This window comes from Glutamicibacter arilaitensis, from assembly GCF_044793945.1.
Classification (GTDB): Bacteria; Actinomycetota; Actinomycetes; order Actinomycetales; family Micrococcaceae; genus Glutamicibacter; species Glutamicibacter arilaitensis_B.
Genome location: NZ_CP084994.1, coordinates 1,156,744 through 1,180,246, shown reverse-complemented (window position 1 = coordinate 1,180,246; position 23,503 = coordinate 1,156,744). Strand labels below are relative to the sequence as shown.

Genomic DNA, 23,503 nt, shown 5'->3' with positions numbered 1-23,503 from the left:
TCACCTCTGTACTCGTCGCAGGGTATCCAATCCGCAGGAGGTGAACTGGATTTCCGGGCTGACATGTTCATGCTGGCGCGGATGAGCCAGCCACCAAGCATGGCATGCGGCCCGCCAAGCGTTCAGGTCCGTTTCGTTGCCGTTGACCTCTATGGATTCGCCTTCTACCTTAGCCACGGACTCGCCAACTTGAACCCCGTATCCGAGGACCTTAATTGTTGGGTACGGGCGGTAGAGGTCAGCGAGACTAGAAATTAAGTAGTTTGGGCGTTCTGCTACCGGGGCACCGAGCGCGGTACGCGGGGAATCTACACCGGTCAGAACCAGCGCGGTCGAGAACCCCGCCCGATAGCCACCGAGGATATCGGTGTCCAGGCGATCGCCGACTACCAGCGGTCGACGTGAGTCGAGTCGGTCTGCGGCGCGGGAGAAAAGATAGGATTCGGGCTTACCAGCCACGCGTGGGGTCACGCCCGTGGCCAGCTTTACCGCATGGACCAACGAACCGTTGCCCGGGGCGATACCTTCGGCGCGTGGAATCGTAAGATCCGTATTTGTGGCGACCCATTGTGCGCCGTTGTTGATGGCATAGCTGGCCTCGGCTAGATCGTTCCATGCGACGTTAGGATCGAAACCTTGGATCACCGCCACCGGTTCGTCTTTGTGCGACTCGACGACTTCCAGTCCCCGCACCGCGATGCATTCACGCAGATACGGGGACCCGACCACTAGGACCTTGCTGCCCGGATTCAATTCGCGTGCCAACAGTTCGGCGCCGGCATCGGCCGAACCGAAAACCTGTTCGGCACCGGTCTTCACACCAAGCTGACGCAGGTGTGCTGCAACCGACATCGGCGATCGCCCCGCATTGTTCGTAATGAACGCGAGCGCGACATTAACTTCGGCAAGTGCATTCAATGACTCGACAGCGTCGGGGATCCCATTAGGACCCGCATAGACGACGCCATCGAGGTCAGAAAGCACAGAATCAAATCCGGAGATCAGCATTCGGTACTAGTTCCTACTTCTGGGAGTCGGTTTCGGTCTCGATCTCGGCGTCGGCCTCATCGGCTTGAACCTCGACCAGTGCGTCTTCTTCATCGATGCCGATCTGTTCGGCATCTGAATCAACTTCGTCGATGTCGGCTAGGTCGGCATCATCATCGTCATCAGTTTCGTCCGAGTCGGACTGCGCGAGCGCATCGTCCTCATCGGCTACGACGACGATGTTTTCATCGACGACGTCCTTGGCGCGTGGACGCTCGTCCTCTTCATCCATCTCTGGAGCCAAATCCATGATGAACGATTCGGTTTCTGCCTCGATGCCTAGGGCACGCTCGGCGGTTGCAACCTGGGCAAACCAGCGCTTGGACTCTTCGCCACGGCCGGCGGCGGAAAGCAGGTCAGCGTAAGCTGTGAACAGACGCGGGCTGAAGGAATACGCACGGTTGAAGTCTAGCTGTTCCAATGACTCCAGCTCGTCCAGGGCCTTATCCAGTTGCCCCAAGTCACCGAAGCAGCCGGCAGCAACCATGTGCATTTCGACCTTCACTGCGGTTTCCAGGTTCGCGCATTCCTCGGAGTGCGCCAGCTCGATAGCCTTTTCGGCACGGCCAAGGCCACGCAACGAGTCAGCGATCAATGGCAGGTTGTAGTCCGAACCGGAGATCCGGCGGTGAGTGCGCAATTCACGCAATGAATCAGCATACTTGCCAGCGTGGTACGCCGCGATGCCAACTGCTTCACGGACAACCGCAACACGGCCGCCACGACGGGAAGCTGCCATGGTGTGCTCGTACGCGAGCTCAGGATCATCTTCGAGCAGACGTCCGGCCATTACTAGGTGCTTAGCAACCCAGCTTGCCGAACGCTCCTCGAGGTAGCGCAGCTGGGCGCGTGCGACGCGATCCAGCTCCTTACCGGTAACGTCCTCGTCGATATCTGGCGACTGTTCACGGTCGGGACGGTTCGAGATGCGCAGATCGCCTGGGTTGTGAGCGCGAGGTGCCTCTGGGCCGCGATCATCGAAACGGTTACCGCCACCGCGGTTGTCGTCGCGACCGCCACGGAATCCGCCTTCGCGGTTGTCATCACGTTTGAAGCCACCACCACGGTTGTCATCGCGCTTGAAGCCACCACCGCGGTTATCGTCGCGACCGCCACGGAAGCCACCACCGCGGTTGTCATCGCGCTTGAAGCCACCACCGCGGTTGTCATCGCGCTTGAAGCCACCACCGCGGTTGTCATCACGCTTGAAGCCACCACCGCGGTTATCATCACGACCGCCACGGAAGCCGCCTTCACGGTTATCGTCGCGCTTGAAGCCACCACCGCGGTTATCATCGCGACCGCCACGGAAGCCACCTTCGCGGTTATCATCGCGACCGCCACGGAAGCCACCTTCGCGGTTGTCATCACGTTTGAAGCCACCGCCACGGTTATCGTCGCGCTTGAAGCCACCGCCACGGTTATCGTCGCGCTTGAAGCCACCGCCACGGTTGTCATCGCGACCGCCACGGAAGCCGCCTTCGCGGTTGTCATCACGCTTGAAACCGCTACCACGGTTATCATCACGCTTGAAGTCACCGCCACGGTTATCGTCGCGCTTGAAGCCACCGCCGCGGTTGTCATCACGCTTGAAGCCGCCACCGCGGTTATCATCGCGACCGCCACGGAAGCCGCCACCGCGGTTATCATCGCGACCGCCACGGAAGCCGCCTTCGCGGTTGTCATCGCGTTTGAAACCGCCACCGCGGTTATCGTCGCGCTTGAAGCCACCACCACGATTATCGTCGTTGCGCTTGAAGCCATCGCGCGAGCTGTTGCGGTTTGAATCTGAGTTCCGGAAGTCGCCCTGTCCACGTTCGGAACTACGGCGGAATTCGTTAGACATGTAATGTCCCCTTCAGCGGCTATCTCAAAACCGCAACCTTCGTGATCGCATTTGCGATGCACTTCACTATTTACTATTCACCATGCCGTTCGGCATGTACATATTTATCAAGTCTACGGGAGCAAACTACCCATACCATAGGAATCCGGAGCAATGTGGGCAGACACTCAGTATGGATAAAGGAACGGGTTAAACAAGAAAAGGGTCCCACCACACCCGGCAGAACCCCACACAACCACAACCCCGCCCCGCCGGTACGGCGGGTTAAACAGGTGAGGCCCCCGCACCACCAGGTGCAAGGGCCTCAAACCATCATCAAAACAAACTACATACTTCAAGTTAAGTCCGGCGGTGACCTACTCTCCCACACCCTCACGAGTGCAGTACCATCGGCGCAGTGGGCCTTAGCTTCCGGGTTCGGTATGGGACCGGGCGTTTCCCCCACGCTATGACCGCCGTAACAGTCTCGAAACAACACCTGATGATCCAGTGCCATTAAGTCTTATGAACCACACCACCAACCCGACCCATCACCACCCCCAACCCACCGAAGGTGAGCCGGAAATACTGACGATCAAGCCAATGATCCAGTGTGCGTTACAAGAGTTGTTGTCTCGTAACCGTATAGTGAACGCGAGCAATAATTGTCTTCAACGATTGCTTTAGTGTGTGTTGTAAGTCATCGGCCTATTAGTACAGGTCAGCTACACAAGTCTTTAGTCCTTGCTTCCACATCCTGCCTATCAACCCAGTGGTCTAGCTGGGGGCCTCTCACACTCAAGGTGCATGGAAATCTCATCTCGAAGCAGGCTTCCCGCTTAGATGCTTTCAGCGGTTATCCCTTCCAAACGTAGCTAATCAGCGGTGCACTTGGCAGTACAACTGACACACCAGAGGTTTGTCCGTCCCGGTCCTCTCGTACTAAGGACAGCCCTTCTCAAATTTCCAACGCGCGCAGCGGATAGGGACCGAACTGTCTCACGACGTTCTAAACCCAGCTCGCGTACCGCTTTAATGGGCGAACAGCCCAACCCTTGGGACCTACTCCAGCCCCAGGATGCGACGAGCCGACATCGAGGTGCCAAACCATGCCGTCGATATGGACTCTTGGGCAAGATCAGCCTGTTATCCCCGAGGTACCTTTTATCCGTTGAGCGACGGCCCTTCCACGAGGTGCCGCCGGATCACTAGTCCCGACTTTCGTCCCTGCTCGAGCTGTCACTCTCACAGTCAAGCTCCCTTGTGCACTTACACTCGACACCTGATTGCCAACCAGGCTGAGGGAACCTTTGGGCGCCTCCGTTACATTTTAGGAGGCAACCGCCCCAGTTAAACTACCCATCAGGCACTGTCCCTGAACCAGATCATGGTCCGAAGTTAGGTGACCGGTACAGCCAGAGTGGTATTTCAACGATGACTCCACCCGAACTAGCGTCCGAGCTTCACAGTCTCCCACCTATCCTACACAAGCTGCACCGAACACCAATACCAAACTATAGTAAAGGTCTCGGGGTCTTTCCGTCCTGCTGCGCGTAACGAGCATCTTTACTCGTACTGCAATTTCGCCGAGTTCATGGTTGAGACAGCGGGGAAGTCGTTACTCCATTCGTGCAGGTCGGAACTTACCCGACAAGGAATTTCGCTACCTTAGGATGGTTATAGTTACCACCGCCGTTTACTGGGGCTTAAATTCTCAGCTTCGCAACAAGTTGCTAACCGGTCCTCTTAACCTTCCAGCACCGGGCAGGAGTCAGTCCGTATACATCGTCTTGCGACTTCGCACGGACCTGTGTTTTTAGTAAACAGTCGCTTCCCCCTGGTCTCTGCGGCCCACACCCGCAAAAGAAGAGCAAGTCTTCCTCACGGGGCAGGCCCCCCTTCTTCCGAAGTTACGGGGGCATTTTGCCGAGTTCCTTAACCATGATTCTCTCGATCGCCTTAGTATTCTCTACCTGATCACCTGTGTCGGTTTGGGGTACGGGCGACTAGAACCTCGCGCCGATGCTTTTCTAGGCAGCATAGGATCACCAAATCACCCACCGAAGTGGGTGCCTATCAGGTCTCAACCATAAATGAGAGACGGATTTGCCTATCTCTCGGCCTACACCCTTGGACCAGGTCAATTCCATTGCCTGGCTCGGCTACCTTCCTGCGTCACACCTGTTAATACGCTTACCTCACAAAATTGGTTCCCAGCACCTCACACAAAAGCAGCCCGAAGGCCGCAACATCATGCTCAGTGGTGGTTAGCATCAAAAGCTCAGTATGGGCGGTTCTTCGCCGGTACGGGAATATCAACCCGTTGTCCATCGACTACGCCTGTCGGCCTCGCCTTAGGTCCCGACTCACCCAGGGCAGATTAGCTTGACCCTGGAACCCTTGATCATTCGGCGGACGGGTTTCTCACCCGTCATTCGCTACTCATGCCTGCATTCTCACTCGTGTGGTCTCCACCGCTGGTTTACACCGCGACTTCACCGTCCACACGACGCTCCCCTACCCATCCAAACGCCCAATCGAAACCAGGCAAATATTTGAATGACGCAACTTCGGCGGTGTGCTTGAGCCCCGCTACATTATCGGCGCGGAATCACTTGACCAGTGAGCTATTACGCACTCTTTCAAGGGTGGCTGCTTCTAAGCCAACCTCCTGGTTGTCACAGCAACTCCACATCCTTTTCCACTTAGCACACGCTTAGGGGCCTTAGTTGGCGTTCTGGGCTGTTTCCCTCTCGACTATGAAGCTTATCCCCCACAGTCTCACTGCTACGCTCTCACTTACCGGCATTCGGAGTTTGGCTAACGTCAGTAACCTTGTAGGGCCCATTAGCTATCCAGTAGCTCTACCTCCGGTAAGAAACACGTAACGCTGCACCTAAATGCATTTCGGGGAGAACCAGCTATCACGAAGTTTGATTGGCCTTTCACCCCTACCCACAGCTCATCCCCTCCATTTTCAACTGAAGTGGGTTCGGTCCTCCACGCGCTCTTACACGCGCTTCAACCTGGCCATGGGTAGATCACTTCGCTTCGGGTCTAGACCGTGCCACTCAAACGCCCTATTCAGACTCGCTTTCGCTACGGCTTCCCCACACGGGTTAACCTCGCGACACAGCACTAACTCGCAGGCTCATTCTTCAAAAGGCACGCCATCACACCCCACAAGTGGGATGCTTTAACGGATTGTAAGCGCACGGTTTCAGGTACTATTTCACTCCCCTCCCGGGGTACTTTTCACCATTCCCTCACGGTACTGATTCACTATCGGTCATCAGGTAGTATTCAGGCTTACCAGGTGGTCCTGGCAGATTCACACAAGATTTCTCGAGCCCCGTGCTACTCGGGTACCCACACTAGAACGGCAGACACGCATTACACCTACGGGACTATCACCCTCTCTGGTCCGGCATTCCAACCGATTCACCTATACGCCTGCACCTCATCCCGCTAACCAGATAGGGTTAGCACATGTAGGCCCCACAACCCCGGTGATGCAACGCCTATCCGCTATCACACACCAACCGGTTTAGCCCCATCCGCGTTCGCTCGCCACTACTAACGGAATCACTATTGTTTTCTCTTCCTGCGGGTACTGAGATGTTTCACTTCCCCGCGTTCCCTCCACACAGCCTATACATTCAGCTGCAGGTCATACGGCATGACACCGTACGGGGTTTCCCCATTCGGAAATCCTGGTCTCAACGTCCGGTTATCGACTCCACCAGGCTTATCGCAGATTCCCACGTCCTTCATCGGCTCCTGATGCCAAGGCATCCACCGTGCGCCCTTAAAAACTTCAACACAAATCAAAGTCTCAGATTGAGCAATAAAACAATCAACAAAATCACAAAACAACCACGCAAGAACACCCCGAAAGGCATCCGACATGGTCATCTTATAAGATGCTCGCGTTCACTATACAGTTCCCAAACAACAACCCCACACCCCCGCACCACCGACCAAAGACCCCCAAAAAGGAACCCATTAAGCCAGCGCGCAAAGACACAGGACAAACACTGAAACACCAAACACCCACCCCCAAAGGGACAGGACGCTTGTTGCCTCAAAACCCAACAGCATGCCAAACCATACAAACCGCACAACCCCCACACCCTCATTCCAACACCCCCAAAGGGACGCGTACTAAAAGAGCATGAACACCATGCAGCCATAGCCAATACCCCGCCCCAACCATCAGGTCAACGCGTTTTCCGGTACTGAGTTCATTGATATTCCACCCATGAGCAACCCGCCTGCCAACACTCGTGGCAGAAACGGGCAACCAATAATTGGTTAGCTCCTTAGAAAGGAGGTGATCCAGCCGCACCTTCCGGTACGGCTACCTTGTTACGACTTAGTCCCAATCGCCAGTCCCACCTTCGACGACTCCCCCCACACAAGGTGGTTAGGCCATCGGCTTCGGGTGTTACCAACTTTCGTGACTTGACGGGCGGTGTGTACAAGGCCCGGGAACGTATTCACCGCAGCGTTGCTGATCTGCGATTACTAGCGACTCCGACTTCATGGGGTCGAGTTGCAGACCCCAATCCGAACTGAGACCGGCTTTTAGGGATTAGCTCCACCTCACAGTATCGCAACCCATTGTACCGGCCATTGTAGCATGCGTGAAGCCCAAGACATAAGGGGCATGATGATTTGACGTCATCCCCACCTTCCTCCGAGTTGACCCCGGCAGTCTCCCATGAGTCCCCACCTTTACGTGCTGGCAACATGGAACGAGGGTTGCGCTCGTTGCGGGACTTAACCCAACATCTCACGACACGAGCTGACGACAACCATGCACCACCTGTGAACCAGCCCCGAAGGGAAACCCCATCTCTGAGGCGGTCTGGAACATGTCAAGCCTTGGTAAGGTTCTTCGCGTTGCATCGAATTAATCCGCATGCTCCGCCGCTTGTGCGGGCCCCCGTCAATTCCTTTGAGTTTTAGCCTTGCGGCCGTACTCCCCAGGCGGGGCACTTAATGCGTTAGCTACGGCGCGGAAAACGTGGAATGTCCCCCACACCTAGTGCCCAACGTTTACGGCATGGACTACCAGGGTATCTAATCCTGTTCGCTCCCCATGCTTTCGCTCCTCAGCGTCAGTAGATGCCCAGAGACCTGCCTTCGCCATCGGTGTTCCTCCTGATATCTGCGCATTTCACCGCTACACCAGGAATTCCAGTCTCCCCTACATCACTCTAGTCTGCCCGTACCCACCGCAGATCCGAGGTTGAGCCTCGGACTTTCACGGCAGACGCGACAAACCGCCTACGAGCTCTTTACGCCCAATAAATCCGGATAACGCTTGCGCCCTACGTATTACCGCGGCTGCTGGCACGTAGTTAGCCGGCGCTTCTTCTGCAGGTACCGTCACTTTCGCTTCTTCCCTACTGAAAGAGGTTTACAACCCGAAGGCCGTCATCCCTCACGCGGCGTCGCTGCATCAGGCTTTCGCCCATTGTGCAATATTCCCCACTGCTGCCTCCCGTAGGAGTCTGGGCCGTGTCTCAGTCCCAGTGTGGCCGGTCACCCTCTCAGGCCGGCTACCCGTCGTCGCCTTGGTGAGCCATTACCTCACCAACAAGCTGATAGGCCGCGAGTCCATCCCCAACCGATAAATCTTTCCACCAAAAACCATGCGGTCAAAGGTCATATCCGGTATTAGACCCAGTTTCCCGGGCTTATCCCAGAGTCGGGGGCAGGTTACTCACGTGTTACTCACCCGTTCGCCACTAATCACCCCAGCAAGCTGGGGGTCATCGTTCGACTTGCATGTGTTAAGCACGCCGCCAGCGTTCATCCTGAGCCAGGATCAAACTCTCCATAAAAAACAAAAAGCCACCGAAACCCCTCGGAAAATAAGGGAAGAATCAGTGATAAAATCCTGGCGAATAAAAACACTCGGAACAACACACGGGGGTGCATCATTCCAAGCAAATGTTATATATCCACCAAATTAAAAATAATTCGGTATCAATAAACTTGGCACACTATTGAGTTCTCAAACAACAAACACTCTCGACACCACAACCACCATAATCGGCGACTGCTTCGCTCCGGAGCAACTTTTCAACTCTAGCATGTTTCGTGAACCAGTCAAAACCAGTCGAAACGCCTTGTGAAAAGATCTTTGCCACCGGATGAATTCTACGTGTATTCCACGTTGTTTTCGTTCCGGCAACAGAGAAAAACTATACGTGCCTTCTGCGCATCACGCAAATCGGCGAATTGACCAAGTTTTCGCCTTAGAACATACTCTGACTAGTTGTTTAACGTATTAGGTACAACAAAACCGCCAGAAAAGTGTCGTGGTTCACAGACATTTCTGGCGGTTTCGTGTTTTTCGGTTATCGAATCCGGCTAATGGGCTAGGCCGAAAGCTCTACTACCGCCATGTTCTTCTTGCCGCGGCGCACGATGGCATAGCGACCATGTAGGAAGTTCTCAGCGGTAAGCACCGTTTCGATTCCGGCAACCTTCTCGTTATTCACGTAGGCGCCACCTTCGTTCACGGTACGACGAGCCGCAGACTGGCTTTCGCTCAAACCCGAAACGTGAAGCACGTTCAAAATACCGAGCTCATCGGTCGTGACCTTCGCCGACGGCAACTCTGCGAGCACCGATTCCAGAGTCGGCAGGTCGATCTCGCTCAAATCGCCATTGCCGAAAACTGCCGCCGAAGCCTCGATCACCTTATTGGTGGCCTCTTCACCGTGAACCAAGGAGGTAACAAGCCAAGCGAGTTCGCGCTGGGCCTGGCGTTTGAACGGACGCTCGGCGACCTCAATCTCCAAGGTCTCGATCTGCTCGCGGGTCAGGAAGGTGAAGACCTTCAACCGGTTGATCACATCCGCGTCGGCGGTATTCAACCAGAACTGGTAGAGCGTGTACGGACTGCACATCTCGGCGTCCAACCAGATGGCGTTTCCTTCGGACTTGCCGAACTTGGTGCCATCTGAATTGGTAATCAGCGGGGTGCCGTAGGCATGAGCCGACTTGCCCTCCACCTTGCGGATCAGGTCGGTGCCGCTGGTGAGGTTACCCCACTGATCCGATCCGCCGGTCTGCAAGGTGCAACCGTACTGCCGGTTCAGCTCAAGGAAGTCGTATCCCTGAAGCACCTGGTAGGAGAACTCGGTGTAGCTGATGCCCTCATCGGAGTTCAGCCGGGCGGAAACAATTTCCTTCTTGATCATCGTGCCAACGCGGAAGTACTTGCCCACGTCGCGCAGGAAGTCCAGGGCGGAGAGCTGCTGGGTCCAGTCCAGATTGTTGACCAAACGAACCGCGTTCTCCCCGTCGGCGGAAAGGAAGCGGGAAACCTGCGCCTGCAAGCGGGAAACCCACTCGGTCACGGTTTCTCTGGTGTTAAGGGTGCGCTCGGCAGTCTGGCGCGGATCGCCGATCAGACCGGTGGAACCGCCGACCAGGGCCAGCGGCTTGTGGCCGGCCAACTGCAGGCGGCGCATATTCAGCAATTGAACGAGGTTGCCCAGATGAAGGGATGGTGCGGTCGGATCGAACCCGCAATAGTAAGTGATGCTCTCTTCGGACAGCACGCGCTCCAGCTCGGCCTCATCGGTGGACACATGCACCAGGCCGCGCCACTTCAGTTCCTGCCAGATATTTTCGAAGGAGGGATCATTACTCTGTCCCGCAATGACGGGATTTTGCTTATTCTCAGACACAGTGTCCACATTAGCAAAATCCCGTCGGCCAGTTCTAGTTTGTTCCCGTTCTCACACCCGGGGATTCCGGGCTGTCTTGGGACGAACGGCTAGGACTCGGTGAGCCCCGCGGGCAGCGGCGCGGTGTGAATCACGTGCAAGCGCTGGGTGGTGCGGGTCATCGCGACGTACAGATCGCCCACTCCCCCATCGACGTCCGCGATCAGCTGCGCAGGTTCCACGATGATGACCCCGTCGAATTCCAGCCCCTTGGACTCGCGCGCGGTAATCACCACGATGTCTTGAGCCATTCCGCCGGACCCGGTGCCAACACGCTCGCCGTAGACCCCGGTGACCGCAGCGCGCGCGGCGCCCAGCAATTCCTGCGGGACGATGATCGCCTGCAGGCCGCCTGCCGCGTAGTCGAGCTCCGCAGGAAGCTGCGCGATGAGTTCTTCGATCAACCGATCCTGCGGTGCACGGGTGAGCACCGGCGGCCAGTCTCCTTCGCGCACCGCGCGTGGCGTGGTGATGCGCAGGCCCGCGGCTTGAGCCACACGAACCGCCGCATCGGCAATCTGCGCCGGGGTGCGGTAGTTGACCGTGAGCTCTTCGAGGTTGTAGCGCTTACCCAGGAAGGGCTCCAGCGCCTGCGCCCAGCTATTCGCGCCCGAAGCGGCGGAAGTCTGAGCGATATCCCCGACGATGGTGAAGGACTTCATCGGGCAGCGGCGCACCAGCAGCCGCCACTGCATCGGCGAAAGTTCCTGCGCCTCATCGACCACGATATGCCCGTAGGCCCAGGTGCGATCGGCCACCGCACGTTCCGCGGCGCTCTGCGAGGCGGCGGTTTCCTGGTTCACCGCGGCGACCTGCTCCGCGGTGACCACCCCGTCGATCCCCGCGTTGGCGAGCATCGTGTCCATATTGTTCAGCGCCATTTTCGCGTTTTCCACGTCGCGCTCGTACTGCGAGTTATCGGGGGCATCCTGCGGGTTGACGAACTCGCCGAGCAATTCGGCGGCCTCGTCGAGCAGCGGAACGTCGGCCTCGGTGAAGGCCGAGCCCGCCGGGCGGAACAGCGCGTCGCGCTCGGCCTGCGACAGCCGCGGCGCGGCAGCTTCGAGCAGGTGCGGCTTGGCGTAAAGCTCTTCGAGCAGGCCCTGGGGGCTCAACGGCATCCAGCACAGGTTGATGGCTACGCGCACATCCCAGGATTCGCGCACCTCCTGGGGCAGGTAGGAGCGGTCCGCGGCGCTTGGCTGCCCGGCAGATTCTTCCAGTTTGCGCAGCAGCTGCTCGGCCAGGTCCCCGACGATGACCTTGGTGAAGGTTTCGCGGGCCTCGTTGTATGGCTTGTGGCTGTGCCGGGCGCGTTCGCGGGCGTTGCGCACCATGCCCTTCGTCAGCGTCAGCCGGGTGCCCTCGACCACCACGGTGCGGTCCTCGGCGAGCAGCCGCTGGCGGTTGCGCACAGCCTGTGCGATCACCTTGGCCATCGACAGCCGGCCCTTGACCTTGGCCACGAGGCGGTTGGTTTCCGGTCCGGCCGCCACCCCGTGATACAGCTCGCCCACGGAGGACATGACCACGCCGGTTTCGCCCAGCGATGGGAGCACGCGTTCGATATAGCGCATGAAGGAGTTGGACGGTCCGACGATCAGCACCCCGGCGTTCTTCAGCCGTTCGCGGTATTCGTAGAGCAGGAAAGCCGCGCGGTGCAGCGCGACGGCGGTCTTGCCGGTGCCCGGGCCGCCCTGTACTACCACGGCGCCGGGAAGCTCAGCACGGATGATCGCGTCCTGCTCGGCCTGGATAGTGCCGACGATATCGCCCATCCGGCCGGTGCGCTTTTCGCGCAGCGCTGCCATGAGCGCGCCTTCACCGTGATGGGTGTGGCCCTCGTCGAGCCACGTCTCATCGAGCACGTCGTCTTCGATCCCTGCCACCTGGCGGCCCTTGAGCATCAGGTGGCGGCGGCGGCGCACGCCGCGCGGGTTCAACGCAGTGGCTTGGTAGAACGGGGCGGCTTCGGAAGCGCGCCAGTCGATCATCAGCCGATTCAGATCCTCGTCGCTCAGCCCGATGCGGCCGATATAGCGCGGTTCGATGCCCTCGCCGTGATCGGCCATATCCAGCCGCCCGAAGACCAGGCGATCCTGCACCGCATCCAGCTGGGCGATGCGGTCCTCGTAGAGGCTGGCGAATGAATCGCGTTCGGATTGGTTCTGGAAGGTCCCCACCGCACCGGTGGCCCGGGTGCGCGCCAGCTGGTCCACCTTTTCGGCGCGCAACTCATCGAGCCTGTCATACAGGCGTGCGACGTACTGGCTTTCAGCGAGCAGATCCCGCTCGATCGTACCGGTCAATCTTGGTTCCCCTCGCGCTAACTAACAGGACAGACAATCTTACGCGTGTGGCGGCGCAACGGGTTAATCCGGCGAAGCCACCGCGTCATCTTCGCACCGCACCACGCGGTGATGCGGTGGTTAAACCACTTGCAGCGACATGACCCGGTGCTCGCCCAGGTTCTTCCGTCCGCCCAAGGCCCCGAGCTCCAGGATCACCCCGACTCCGGCGACGATGCCTCCGGCGCGTTCGATCAGCCGCACCGAGGAGCCCACGGTCCCGCCAGTGGCGAGCACATCGTCGAGCACCAGCACTCGGGTGCCAGGCGCGATCTCATCCTTGTGCAATTCCAGCGAGGCGCTGCCGTATTCCAGGGTGTAGTCATCCCGGTAGACCTCGCGCGGCAGCTTGCCGGCCTTGCGGATGGTCAGCATCCCGGTCCCCGAGGCATAGGCGGCGGCCGCGGCGAGCACGAAGCCGCGCGCCTCCAGCCCGGCGACGATGTCAAAGGTCCCGATGAAGGGCGCGATCAGCTCGTCGACCAGGCGGCGCAAGCCCACCGGGTCGGCGAACACCGGGGTGAGGTCCTTGAAGGAGACCCCGGGCTGCGGGTAATCGGGCACCACCGCGCACAGTCGGTCCAGCAGGTCGCAAATGCTCTCGTTATTAGTCACGCGTAATATTTTAGTGCGTGCGCGCACCTGCCGGGTACTGCGCCATTGCGCCTTGCGCGGAACGGGCGCGCTGCGGCCCGCGGCCGCGGCGGAGCCCGAACACCTTTTCGCTAGTTCGGCACCGCGCCGACCGCGGATTCGCGCGGAATCAACGACTCATCAGGGTGTCGCTGGGCCAGGGCAGCAGTGTGGGGAACTCGGCCGAATCAGCGGCCTTGGTGGCGCGTACCACCCCGCTGACCGGGCGGCCGGCGAACCAGGCTGCCAGATCGTAGTCGGTGCCTTCCAATACCCAGGACCGCTCTCCGCTTCCCAGCACCTGGCGCTGCCGTCCGTGGGGCTGCACCACCACACGGTCCCCCTCGCGCACGCGAGCTGCCAGCGCGCGCAGCAGATGATCGGAAAATTCTTGCGGCCAGCTGGCGGCCGGGCGGAGGAATTCGTCCAGATCGGTCGCGTGGATCAGCATCTCGCGCCACACCGCGCACATCATGTCCGCGACCTGCGCCCCGGGCCGGTAGCCCACCGGCTGCTCCCATTGAGCTTCGCAACCGGCCAGCACGACGCGCAGCTGCGCGAAGGATTCGGCCACTAGTTCGCGCAGCTTTTCCGGACGCATCAGGGCGACCATATTGATTGCTTCGATCCGCCCCACCTGTCCCCCGTCGTACATCGGCGGCAGGTGCGCAGCCCCGGCGTTCTCGAATTGCCGGCGGGCCGCTTGCGCCAGCGAATGCAGGTGCGCGACTAATTGCGCGGTGCTCCAGCCGGGCAGCGAGCTGGGCTTGGCGAAGGCCTCGTCGGGCAGCTCCGCCAGCTGCGCGGCCAATTCGTCCAAGGCCGTAGTGACCTGCTCAATGAGTTGCGCCGGAGGAAGTTCGTATGTCATGGCACACACTCTAGCGCGCGGGCGCATCCGAGCTGAAGTCCAGCGGGTTAAACACCCGATGGCGGCCGCTGGCTTCACGGTATCGCGAAGCCAGCGGCCGCCATCAACTGCGGAACGGAGGTTTGAGCTTAGCCCTTGACCCAGGCGCGGATCTCGCCGAGCTGGCGTTCGAATTCGGTCAGCTGCGCCGCGACGGCGCTCGGCGCGGTGCCGCCCTGCCCGTTGCGCGCGTTCAGCGAACCCTCGGTGGAGAGCACTTCGCGCACCGCTGGGGTCAGGTGTTCGGAGATGCCCGCATATTCTTCGTCGGTCAGATCCCACAGCTCCACGCCGCGCGATTCGGCCAGGGTAACGGCGGCGCCGGAAAGCTCATGGGCATCACGGAACGGCACGCCCTGGCGGACCAGCCATTCGGCGATGTCGGTGGCCAGCGCGAAGCCCTGCGGGGCAAGCTCCGCCATGCGTTCGGTGTTGAAAGTCAGCGTGCCCATCATGCCGGCCATCGCTGGCAGCAGCATCTCCAAGGTATCCGCGGCGTCGAATACCGGCTCCTTGTCCTCCTGCAGGTCGCGGTTATAGGCCAGCGGCAGCGCCTTCAGTGTTGCCAGCAGCCCGGTCAGGTCGCCGATCAGGCGGCCGGCCTTGCCGCGGGCCAGCTCGGCGATGTCCGGATTCTTCTTCTGCGGCATGATCGAGGAGCCGGTGGAGAAGGCGTCGTGCAGCTTCACGAAGCTGAACTCCTTGGTAGCCCAGAGGATCACTTCCTCCGACACGCGGGAGAGATCCACGCCGATCATCGCGGTGATCCAGGAGAATTCGGCGAACACATCGCGCGCGGCGGTGCCGTCGATCGAGTTGAATACTGCCGAGTCGAAGCCCAGTTCCGCGGCGACGAAGTTCGGATCCAAGCCCAGGGTCTGGCCGGCCAGCGCGCCGGAACCGTAAGGGGAAACCGCCGCGCGCTTGTCCCAGTCGACAAAGCGCTGCACGTCGCGCAGCAGCGGCCACGCGTAGGCGAGCAGCAGATGCGAGAGCAGGATCGGCTGCGCGTGCTGCAGGTGGGTGCGTCCCGGCATCGGTGCGTATGGGTGCGCCTTGGCCTGTGCAACCATGGCGTCGATGGTGTCGATGACGCCAGCGGCGATGATGCGCGCGTGGTCGCGCAGGAACATGCGGCCCAGGGTGGCAATCTGGTCATTGCGCGACCGGCCTGCGCGCAACTTGCCCCCTAGCTGGGTGCCGGCGCGTTCGAGCAGTCCGCGTTCCAGCGAACCGTGCACGTCCTCATCGGACTCCGCTGCCACGTAGGCTTCGGACTTCACGTCGGCTTCGAGCAGGTCAAGGGCGGCGATCATATCCGTCAGTTCGGTCTCGGTCAGCAGCCCGGCGCGATTGAGCACCTTGGCGTGGGCGCGGGAACCGGCGATATCGTAGCTGGCCAAGCGCCAGTCGAAGTGGGTCGACTTACTCAGTGCAGCCATTGCTTCTGCCGGACCACCGGAGAAGCGTCCGCCCCAGAGCGATCCTTCATTTGTTGACGAGGTCATGACTCGTTCCTTTCAGCCAGATCCCGCCGGGCGACGGGTAAAGTTTTTGATGCGCTGAATCCACTCTAGCAAAGCTTTATGCATTGTCGCTCATAAATATTCAGCGAGTTTGGGAATAAGCCGCGCGCAGCATCGGTAGCTCCCGAACGCCAGGGCTCCGAAGGAGACCACGCACCGTTATGCCTTGCGCGCGGTGCAAGCATCCATCGGCTACCGGAGCGGTCTGAGTCGATTTTCTGATAGGAGACGGTGAGTTGCGCGTTTCACACTTCCGCAGGTGCGAAGGCGGGCGTATGGTGAGAGACACACAGCCGAATACGGATACTTCGTTGGAGGAAACCCCATGGAAATCCAGTTGTACCGCGGTGATATCACCACGTTGAACGTTGATGCCATCGTGAACGCAGCCAATCCCTCATTGCTGGGTGGCGGCGGCGTTGACGGAGCTATTCATGCGGCGGCCGGCCCGGGCCTGCTCGCCGCCTGCCGCGAAGTACGCACGGCCCGGTATCCCGATGGGATCCCTTCCGGCATCGCCGTGGCAACGAAAGCGGGGAACCTCTCGGCGAAGTGGGTTATTCACACCGCTGCGCCAAATCTCGCACTGATTAAGCCAAACCCGAAGATCCTGGCCGATTGCTTCAGCAATTCGCTCTATCTAGCTGCGCGCCATGAGGCGCACTCGATCGCGTTCCCGGCCTTGGGTGCGGGCGCGTTCGGCTGGCCACCAGAGCAGGTCGCGCAGATTGGTTTCGAAACCATCAGCGCGTGGATCGAAACGAATAAGCATATTTCGCCAATCCATCGAGTTGTGATGGTTTCGCATACCGACGAGGTTCAAGAGGCGTTCGAACAGGCGTTTGGCATGTCCTCCGTGGATCGGCTTGCGGCCTGAAACCTTCAATCCCTCGCGGCTTTGCTCAGTGAACTACCCGTCATGGCATAGCGCCTGACGGGTAGTTCTCTGTTTGTGCCGCGGTCGCCGATCGGTGTCGAGGTGTTCGGGCAAGATGACGTGCGGCAGCCCAGCGATGCTCACGATCTTAAGGTACCCCAGGTGCACCGCGACATGATGGGCCGGGCACAATGGGCAGCAGTCGGACAGACTGGTTTTGCCGCCGTGCTTCCAAGACCGGATGTGGCGGTAGTCCAGCAGCGCCGGATCCATGGTGCAGCCGGGCACGACGCAGCCGCCGTCCTGTGCCCGCGCGGCCCGTTTGATCGTTCTGGGAAACAGCCTCTGGGATCGTCCGGCATCGATCACCTGCCCGTCTGAGTTGAAAACCATGGGGATGATTTCTGCTTCGCACAATAATTTGCGCAGGTCTTCCGCTTCCAGCTCGATCTCGTGGGCGGTGCGGGCGCAGTTGCGAGCTGGCCGGCCAGCTCGCGCAGCGTGGATGAAAGTTGTTCGGGGTCCATGCACCGATGATGCACCGCCGCAGGCGCGGGTTAAACAGCACCGCCACCGGGTGTGGAAAACATCCGGTGGCGGGCTGATCAGGCGTGGAAATCCTGCGTGGAGGCCCGGTTAGCGCGGTTCGGCCAGCTGCAGGAAACGCCCGGCGACCTCCGCGGCCCCATCGGCGGCCCGGGTGATCACCATGATCGTATCGTCCCCGGCGATGCAGCCGAGGATGGAGGGCATCTGCGAGTGGTCGATGGCCAGCGCGAGCAGGTTCGCGGCGCCCGGCGGGGTGCGCAGCACGACGATATTGCCCGAGGCCTCGGCGGTGACCAGCTGCTCCTGGCAGATCTTGGCCAGCCGCGCGTCGAGCACCTCCTGGGTGATGGCGGTCTTCGGTGAACGGTCCCCGCCCTCCTGGCGCACGGCGTAGATCAGCTGGCCCAGGTGGTCGCGGATGCGCACCGCCCCGATCTCCACCAGATCCCGGGACAGCGTGGCCTGGGTGACCTCCAGCCCGTCGTCCTTCAGCAGCCCGAGCAGCTCGGCCTGGCTTTTGACCGAATTATTCCCCAAGAACGCGCGGATCCGTGCCTGGCGTGCGGTTTTCGTGCTCGGCTGCGCCCCCATTTAAAGCTCGACCCGCTCGTCCTGGGCCAGTCCGGAGGCGACCATCAGCCAGGTCATGATGGCCTTCTGCGCGTGGACCCGGTTTTCGGCCTCGTCGAAGACCACCGACTGCGGGCCGTCGATCACCTCGGCGGAGATTTCGTAGCCGCGGTAGGCCGGCAGGCAGTGCAGAACGATGGCATCGGGCTTGGCCAGCTTCATCGCTTCCGCGTCCACCGCATAGTCCACGAAGAGTTTCTGGCGCGTCGCCTTCTCCTCTTCCTGCCCCATGGACACCCAGGTATCGGTGACCACAACGTCCGCGCCGGCCAGGGCGGCGGCCGCGTCGGTGGTGATCATGACCGATCCGCCGGTCTGCTCGGCGCGGATTTCCGCGGCGGCGATGATCTCCGCTGACGGGAGATAGCCTTCGGGGCCGGCGATGCGCACGTGCATGCCGGCGGTGACCCCGGCCAGCAGGTAGGAGTTGGCCATATTATTCGCCGCGTCGCCCAGGTAGACCATGCTCAGCCCGGCGGTCTTGCCCTTGTGCTCGCGCACGGTGAGCAGGTCCGCGAGCAGCTGGCAGGGGTGGTAGTCATCGGAGAGCGCGTTGATCACCGGCACCTTCGAGTTCGCCGCCATTTCCTCCAGCCCGGACTGCGCGTAGGTGCGCCACACGATGGTGGAGACCATGCGCTCGAGCACCATGGCGGAGTCGGCGATGGATTCCTTGTGGCCCAGCTGCGATTCGCCGGAGTTGATGATCAGCGGGGAACCGCCGAGCTCTGCGATGCCCGCATGGAAAGAGACGCGGGTGCGGGTGCTGGTCTTATCGAAGAACACCGCGACGGTTTGCGGTCCGGCGTAGGGCTGGTAGCCGTATTTGTCGGCCTTCATCGCCGCGGCGAGGTCCAGGACCTTGGACTGCTCGGCGGGACTCAGGTCGAGGTCGGTCAAGAAGTGGCGGGTAGCGCTCATGGATCTGTTCCTTTTGCTTCCGGTGGTGCCGGGAAAATATGTGGGCTATGCGGCGGTGGCCGCTGCGAGCAGCGCCGGCAGGGCGGCGAGGAAGGTGCCCAGCTGCTCGCGGGTGATGATCAGCGGCGGGGCCAGGCGGATGGTGGTCTCGTCCGTGGCGTTCACGATGAACCCCGCATCCAGCGCGGCGCCAACCAGCTTCGGCGCCGAACCATTGGCCAGCTCGAAGGCGGTGAGCAGGCCGCGTCCGCGGACTTCCCCGACCCCGTTGAGGGCCGAAAGTTCGCCGCGCAGCCAGTGGCCGGTTTCGCGCACATGCTCCAGCAGCTGCTGATTTTCGATGGTGTGGATGACTGCGAGTCCGGCGGCGCAGGCCACCGGGTTGCCGCCGAAGGTGGTGCCGTGGTCCCCCGGGGTCAGCCAGGCGGTGTTTTCCTGCCCGAAGACGATCATCGCGCCGATCGGGAAGCCGCCGCCCAGGCCCTTGGCCAAGGTCATCACATCGGGAATCACTCCCGCGGAGGCGAAGAACTCGCCGGTGCGCCCCATGCCGGTCTGCACCTCGTCGAAGACCAGCAGGGCCCCGGCCGCGGTGGTGATCTCCCGGGCGGCGCGCAGGTAGTCGGCGCCCAGCTCGCGCACCCCGGCCTCGCCCTGGATGGGTTCGATGAACACGGCGGCGACGGTTTCGTCCACCGCGGCGCGCAGCGCGGCTTCGTCGCCTGCAGGAATCCAGGTGACGTTGCCCGGCAGCGGCGCGAAGGGCGCGCGGTATTTCTCCTTGTAGGTCAGCGACAGGGCGCCGAGGGTGCGGCCGTGGAAGGCGTGCTCCAGGGCGATCACCTTGGTGCGCGGGACCGCTTCGGTGCCGGTGTTCCGGCGGGTGAGCTTCAGCGCCGCCTCGTTCGCCTCGGTGCCGGAGTTCGCGAAGAACACCTTCGAGCCTTCTGGTGCGGCCGAAATTTCGAGCAGCTTCTCGGCCAGCGCGATCTGCGTCGGGGAGCTGAAGAAGTTCGAGACGTGGCCCAAGGTGGCCAGCTGGCTGGTGATCACGCTGGTCAGCAGCGGGTTCGCATGGCCCAGGGTGTTCACCGCGATGCCGCCGAGCAGATCCAGGTACTGATTGCCGTCCGCATCCCAGACATGGCAGCCGGCCCCGCGCACGAGCACCCGCGACGGGGCGCCGAACACGCCGAGCAGCGACTTGGCGTAGCGGGCGGAGAGATCCGCACCGTGCAGGGCGGAGAGTTCGTTGGCCTCGTTCAACGCGCCGGTGGCGCGCAGTTCCTGACTCACTTGGATTCCTTACTCTGGGGTACCACCTGGGTGCCGACCCCGGCGGTGGTGAAAATTTCAAGCAGCATCGAGTGCGCCTCGCGGCCGTCGACGATATGCGCCTGGGGCACTCCCTCGTCGACCGCTTTCAGGCAAGCGCCCATCTTCGGAATCATGCCCGATTCCAGGGTGGGCAGCAAGGTGCGCAGCTCCTCATTGGTCAGCGAGCTGATCAGCGAAGACCTGTCCGGCCAGGCGGCGTAGAGCCCCTCCACGTCGGTGAGGATCACCAGTTTTGCCGCGCCCAGCGCGGTGGCCAGGGCCGCGGCGGCGGTGTCCGCGTTGACGTTGAGGATCGCGCCGGTGGGCTCGGAATGCTCATCGAACTCCGGGGCGACGGTGGAGATGACCGGGATCATTCCCGCCTTGACCAGCGAATCCACTTGATCGGTGCGCACCCGCGTGACCTCGCCGACCAGCCCGAGGTCAACCTCGACACCGTCCACGGTGGTGCCGCGGCGCACCGCCTGCAAGGTGGCGCCGTCCTCCCCGGACATGCCCACCGAGTAGGGCCCGTGCGAGTTGATCAGGCCCACCAGATCGCGCTGCACCTGGCCGGTGAGCACCATGCGCACCACATCCATGGCCTCCGGGGTGGTCACCCGCAGCCCGCCGCGGAATTCGGATTCGATCCCCAGGGTGTCGAGCATCTTGTTGATCTGCGGGCCGCCGCCGTGCACCACCACCGGGTTGATCCCGGCGTGGCGCAGGAACACGATGTCCTCGGCGAAAGCGCGGCGCAAGGACTCGTTGACCATTGCGTTGCCGCCGTATTTGATGACCATCGTGGTCCCGGCGAAACGCTGGATCCAGGGCAGGGCCTCGATCAGGGCTTCGGCCTTGGTGCGGGCGGCGCCGAGGTTGGTATGTGCTGTGTGCGGCATGGTGGGTTTGCTCCTGCGAAGGTGGCCTAGCTGGAGTAGGCGGAATTCTCGTGGACGTAGTCGTGCGTCAGGTCGTTGGTGAGGATCGTCGCCTCGATCGCCCCGGCGTTCAGGTCGATGTCGATGGTGACGAAGCGCTCTTCCAGCGAGATCAGATTGCGGTCCTCGCCGACGCCGCCGTTTTTGCAGACCATGACGCCGTTGATCGCCACGTTCAGCTCATCGGGTTCGAAGGCGGCACGCGTGGTGCCGACCTCGGAGAGCACCCGGCCCCAGTTGGGGTCCTTGCCGAAAATCGCGGTCTTGACCAGGTTCGATCGGGACACCGCGCGGGAGACCTCCAAAGCGTCGGCCTCGGTGGCCGCGTTGTAGGTGCGCACCGCGATGGTGTGCGCCGCCCCTTCGGCATCGTCGATCAGCTTCGCGGCCAGCTCCTGGCACAGATCTGCCAGGGCGGCGCTGAATTCCTCCAGGTCCGGGGCGATGCCCGAGGCGCCGGAGGACATCAGCAGCACGGTGTCGTTGGTGGACATGCAGCCATCGGAGTCCGCCCGGTCAAAGCTCACCGCGGTGGCCGCGCGCAGGGCCTGATCCAGCGCCTTGGGCTCGATCACCGCGTCGGTGGTGAGCACCACGAGCATGGTGGCCAGCGCCGGGGCGAGCATTCCCGCGCCCTTGGCCATGCCGCCGATGCTGTATCCGTTCACGCTGCGCGAGGCGATTTTCGGGACGGTGTCGGTGGTCATGATGCCGGCGGCTGCCTCATCGGCGGCGCCCTGGCCGTCGGCGAGCGCTTCGGCCGCCTGCTTCACCCCGGGCAGCAGCTTATCCATGGGCAGCTGCATGCCGATCAGTCCGGTGGAGGCCACTGCCACGTCGCCGGATGACAGGTTCAGCAGTTCGGCCACGTATTCGGCGGTGCGGTGCGTGTTGCCGAATCCCTCGACACCGGTGCAGGCGTTGGCGCCGCCGGAGTTCAGCACGATCGCATCCACCCGGGCGTCCTTGACGATCTCCTTGGACCAGTGCACCGGGGCGGCGGCCACGCGGTTCGCGGTGAACACCGCGGCGGCGGTGAAGTTCGGTCCCAGGTTCTGCACCAGCACGACGTCGTTCTTGCCGGTGGATTTCAGGCCCGCGGGGACCCCGGAGGCTAAGAATCCTGCCGGTGCGGTGACGCCGGCCAGTTCGGCCTGCGGAAAGGTTGGGGTGTGGGACAGGCTCACGGTGCGACTCCTTGCATCATCAATCCGGTGGTTTCGGGCAGGCCCAGGGCGATATTCATCGATTGCACTGCGGCGCCCGCGGTGCCCTTGGTGAGGTTATCCAGCGCAACCGTGACGATCACTCGTCCGGCGTGCTCATCGAGCGCCAGCTGCATTTGCACGTGGTTGCTCCCCTGCACCGCGCCGGTGGTCGGCCACTGGCCCTCGGGCAGCAGGTGCACAAAGGGCTCGTCGGCGTAGGCCGACTCCCAGGCTGCGCGCAGCGCAGCGGCGGTGACGCCGGGCAGGACGCGTGCGGTGGCGGTGGTCAGGATGCCGCGCGGCATGGGGGCCAGCGTCGGGGTGAAGGATATGGTGACCTCCTGACCGGCGAGCTTGGACAGGCCCTGCTCCATTTCGGGGATGTGGCGGTGGGTGCCGCCGACGCCATAGGTGCTCATCGAGCCCATGGTTTCGCTGCCCAGCAGATGGGTTTTGGCGCTCTTTCCGGCACCCGAGGTGCCCGAGGCGGAGACGATGACCACGTCTTGCGGCTCCAGCAGCCCGGCGTGGTAGCCCGGAGCAAGGGCCAATTGGCCGCCGGTCGGGTAGCAGCCGGGTACCGCTACTCGCTTGGCGCCGATCAGCTTTTCGCGTTGGCCGGGAAGTTCGGGCAGCCCATAGGGCCAGGATCCGGCGTGCGGCGAACCATAGAATTTCTCCCAGGCCGCGGCGGATTCCAGTCGGTGGTCTGCCCCGGCGTCGATGACCAGGGTGGATTCGGGCAAGGCGGCGGCGACCGCGGCGCTCGCGCCATGCGGAAGCGCCAGGAAGACCACGTCGTGCCCGGCCAGGTTTTCCACGGTGGTCTCCACGAGCACGCGCTCGGCCAGGGAATGCAGATGCGGGGCGATGCCGCCCAAGCGCAATCCGGCCTGCGAGTGCGCGGTGATCGCACCGATCTCTACCTGTGGGTGGTTGGCCAAAATTCGAAGGACCTCGCCGCCGGCGTATCCGCTGGCGCCGGAGACAGCAACTGAAATCGTCATGACCTCACTCTAC

16 protein-coding genes and 3 rRNA genes are annotated in these 23,503 nt (G+C 61.6%); 2 read left to right on the top strand and 17 right to left on the bottom strand.

All coding sequences use genetic code 11. The features are described 5' to 3' along the window. On the bottom strand, positions 1–1,008 hold the full coding sequence (locus tag LG294_RS05475) for an HAD-IIA family hydrolase (RefSeq protein WP_404290268.1): 1,008 nt from the start codon (positions 1,006–1,008) through the stop codon (positions 1–3). 13 nt (positions 1,009–1,021) lie between these two features. After that, the gene (locus tag LG294_RS05470) at positions 1,022–1,837 is read right to left on the bottom strand and encodes a hypothetical protein (protein ID WP_404290266.1); all 816 of its coding nucleotides are present in this window, start codon (positions 1,835–1,837) and stop codon (positions 1,022–1,024) included. A 6-nt stretch (positions 1,838–1,843) separates the two neighbouring features. On the opposite strand from LG294_RS05470, the gene LG294_RS05465 reads away from it, so the two are divergent. Further along, positions 1,844–2,833, top strand: coding sequence for a hypothetical protein (locus tag LG294_RS05465; RefSeq protein WP_404290264.1), 990 nt, complete (start codon positions 1,844–1,846; stop codon positions 2,831–2,833). A gap of 403 nt (positions 2,834–3,236) precedes the next feature. On the opposite strand, the gene rrf is transcribed toward LG294_RS05465, so the two are convergent. From rrf to argH, 8 genes are all read right to left on the bottom strand, one after another. Next, a 5S ribosomal RNA gene (gene rrf, locus LG294_RS05460) occupies positions 3,237–3,353 on the bottom strand. Between the two features lie 209 nt (positions 3,354–3,562). Then, positions 3,563–6,694: ribosomal RNA gene (locus tag LG294_RS05455) — 23S ribosomal RNA — on the bottom strand. A gap of 504 nt (positions 6,695–7,198) precedes the next feature. After that, a 16S ribosomal RNA gene (locus LG294_RS05450) occupies positions 7,199–8,724 on the bottom strand. Together the 16S, 23S and 5S rRNA genes form the textbook arrangement of a ribosomal RNA operon. Before the next feature lie 540 nt (positions 8,725–9,264). Continuing rightward, complete coding sequence (gene tyrS / locus LG294_RS05445; RefSeq protein WP_404290262.1) at positions 9,265–10,584, bottom strand: tyrosine--tRNA ligase; 1,320 nt, start codon at positions 10,582–10,584, stop codon at positions 9,265–9,267. 89 nt (positions 10,585–10,673) lie between these two features. After that, positions 10,674–12,932 (bottom strand): HelD family protein, encoded by a 2,259-nt coding sequence (locus LG294_RS05440; RefSeq protein WP_404290260.1) that lies wholly within the window; start codon positions 12,930–12,932, stop codon positions 10,674–10,676. A 120-nt stretch (positions 12,933–13,052) separates the two neighbouring features. Next, positions 13,053–13,586, bottom strand: a complete 534-nt coding sequence (locus LG294_RS05435) for an adenine phosphoribosyltransferase (protein ID WP_404290258.1) — start codon at positions 13,584–13,586, stop codon at positions 13,053–13,055. Between the two features lie 148 nt (positions 13,587–13,734). After that, entirely contained in the window at positions 13,735–14,475 is a 741-nt protein-coding gene (locus tag LG294_RS05430) for a maleylpyruvate isomerase family mycothiol-dependent enzyme (protein WP_404290256.1), read from the bottom strand. A 128-nt stretch (positions 14,476–14,603) separates the two neighbouring features. After that, positions 14,604–16,022 carry an argininosuccinate lyase gene (gene argH / locus LG294_RS05425; protein WP_404290254.1) on the bottom strand — a complete coding sequence of 473 codons (1,419 nt, stop codon included), beginning with the start codon at positions 16,020–16,022 and terminating at the stop codon, positions 14,604–14,606. A 343-nt stretch (positions 16,023–16,365) separates the two neighbouring features. Here argH and LG294_RS05420 point away from each other — a divergent pair, with 343 nt between their 5' ends. Further along, complete coding sequence (locus tag LG294_RS05420; RefSeq protein ID WP_404290252.1) at positions 16,366–16,917, top strand: macro domain-containing protein; 552 nt, start codon at positions 16,366–16,368, stop codon at positions 16,915–16,917. Positions 16,918–16,950: 33 nt separating this feature from the next. Here LG294_RS05420 and LG294_RS05415 read toward each other — a convergent pair whose 3' ends face one another. The 7 genes from LG294_RS05415 to argC all read right to left on the bottom strand — a co-directional run bounded on the left by LG294_RS05415 (position 16,951) and on the right by argC (position 23,490). Further along, on the bottom strand, positions 16,951–17,448 hold the full coding sequence (locus LG294_RS05415) for an HNH endonuclease signature motif containing protein (RefSeq protein ID WP_404290250.1): 498 nt from the start codon (positions 17,446–17,448) through the stop codon (positions 16,951–16,953). Between the two features lie 105 nt (positions 17,449–17,553). Further along, complete coding sequence (locus LG294_RS05410) at positions 17,554–18,057, bottom strand: arginine repressor (protein WP_404290248.1); 504 nt, start codon at positions 18,055–18,057, stop codon at positions 17,554–17,556. Next, positions 18,058–19,017, bottom strand: a complete 960-nt coding sequence (gene argF / locus LG294_RS05405; protein ID WP_404290246.1) for an ornithine carbamoyltransferase — start codon at positions 19,015–19,017, stop codon at positions 18,058–18,060. Positions 19,018–19,062: 45 nt separating this feature from the next. Further along, positions 19,063–20,313 carry an acetylornithine transaminase gene (locus tag LG294_RS05400; RefSeq protein ID WP_404290244.1) on the bottom strand — a complete coding sequence of 417 codons (1,251 nt, stop codon included), beginning with the start codon at positions 20,311–20,313 and terminating at the stop codon, positions 19,063–19,065. Then, positions 20,310–21,236: an acetylglutamate kinase gene (argB, locus tag LG294_RS05395; RefSeq protein ID WP_404290242.1), complete on the bottom strand. Its 927-nt coding sequence runs from the start codon at positions 21,234–21,236 to the stop codon at positions 20,310–20,312. Before argB ends, LG294_RS05400 begins: the two co-directional genes overlap by 4 nt. A 26-nt stretch (positions 21,237–21,262) precedes the next feature. Continuing rightward, a complete protein-coding gene (gene argJ / locus LG294_RS05390) occupies positions 21,263–22,462 on the bottom strand; it encodes a bifunctional glutamate N-acetyltransferase/amino-acid acetyltransferase ArgJ (protein WP_404290240.1) in 1,200 nt (399 codons plus the stop codon). Then, the gene (argC, locus tag LG294_RS05385; protein WP_404290238.1) at positions 22,459–23,490 is read right to left on the bottom strand and encodes an N-acetyl-gamma-glutamyl-phosphate reductase; all 1,032 of its coding nucleotides are present in this window, start codon (positions 23,488–23,490) and stop codon (positions 22,459–22,461) included. Before argC ends, argJ begins: the two co-directional genes overlap by 4 nt. Positions 23,491–23,503 lie beyond the last annotated feature (13 nt).

Bases quoted from the DNA above. Each gene is read 5' to 3' on its own strand.
- LG294_RS05475 (WP_404290268.1), bottom strand. From the start codon at position 1,008: ATGCTGATCTCCGGATTTGATTCTGTGCTTTCTGACCTCGATGGCGTC.
- LG294_RS05410 (WP_404290248.1), bottom strand. From the start codon at position 18,057: ATGGGGGCGCAGCCGAGCACGAAAACCGCACGCCAGGCACGGATCCGC.
- argF (WP_404290246.1), bottom strand. From the start codon at position 19,017: ATGAGCGCTACCCGCCACTTCTTGACCGACCTCGACCTGAGTCCCGCC.
- argH (WP_404290254.1), bottom strand. From the start codon at position 16,022: ATGACCTCGTCAACAAATGAAGGATCGCTCTGGGGCGGACGCTTCTCC.
- LG294_RS05420 (WP_404290252.1), top strand. From the start codon at position 16,366: ATGGAAATCCAGTTGTACCGCGGTGATATCACCACGTTGAACGTTGAT.
- argB (WP_404290242.1), bottom strand. From the start codon at position 21,236: ATGCCGCACACAGCACATACCAACCTCGGCGCCGCCCGCACCAAGGCC.
- LG294_RS05470 (WP_404290266.1), bottom strand. From the start codon at position 1,837: ATGGCCGGACGTCTGCTCGAAGATGATCCTGAGCTCGCGTACGAGCAC.
- LG294_RS05430 (WP_404290256.1), bottom strand. From the start codon at position 14,475: ATGACATACGAACTTCCTCCGGCGCAACTCATTGAGCAGGTCACTACG.
- argC (WP_404290238.1), bottom strand. From the start codon at position 23,490: ATGACGATTTCAGTTGCTGTCTCCGGCGCCAGCGGATACGCCGGCGGC.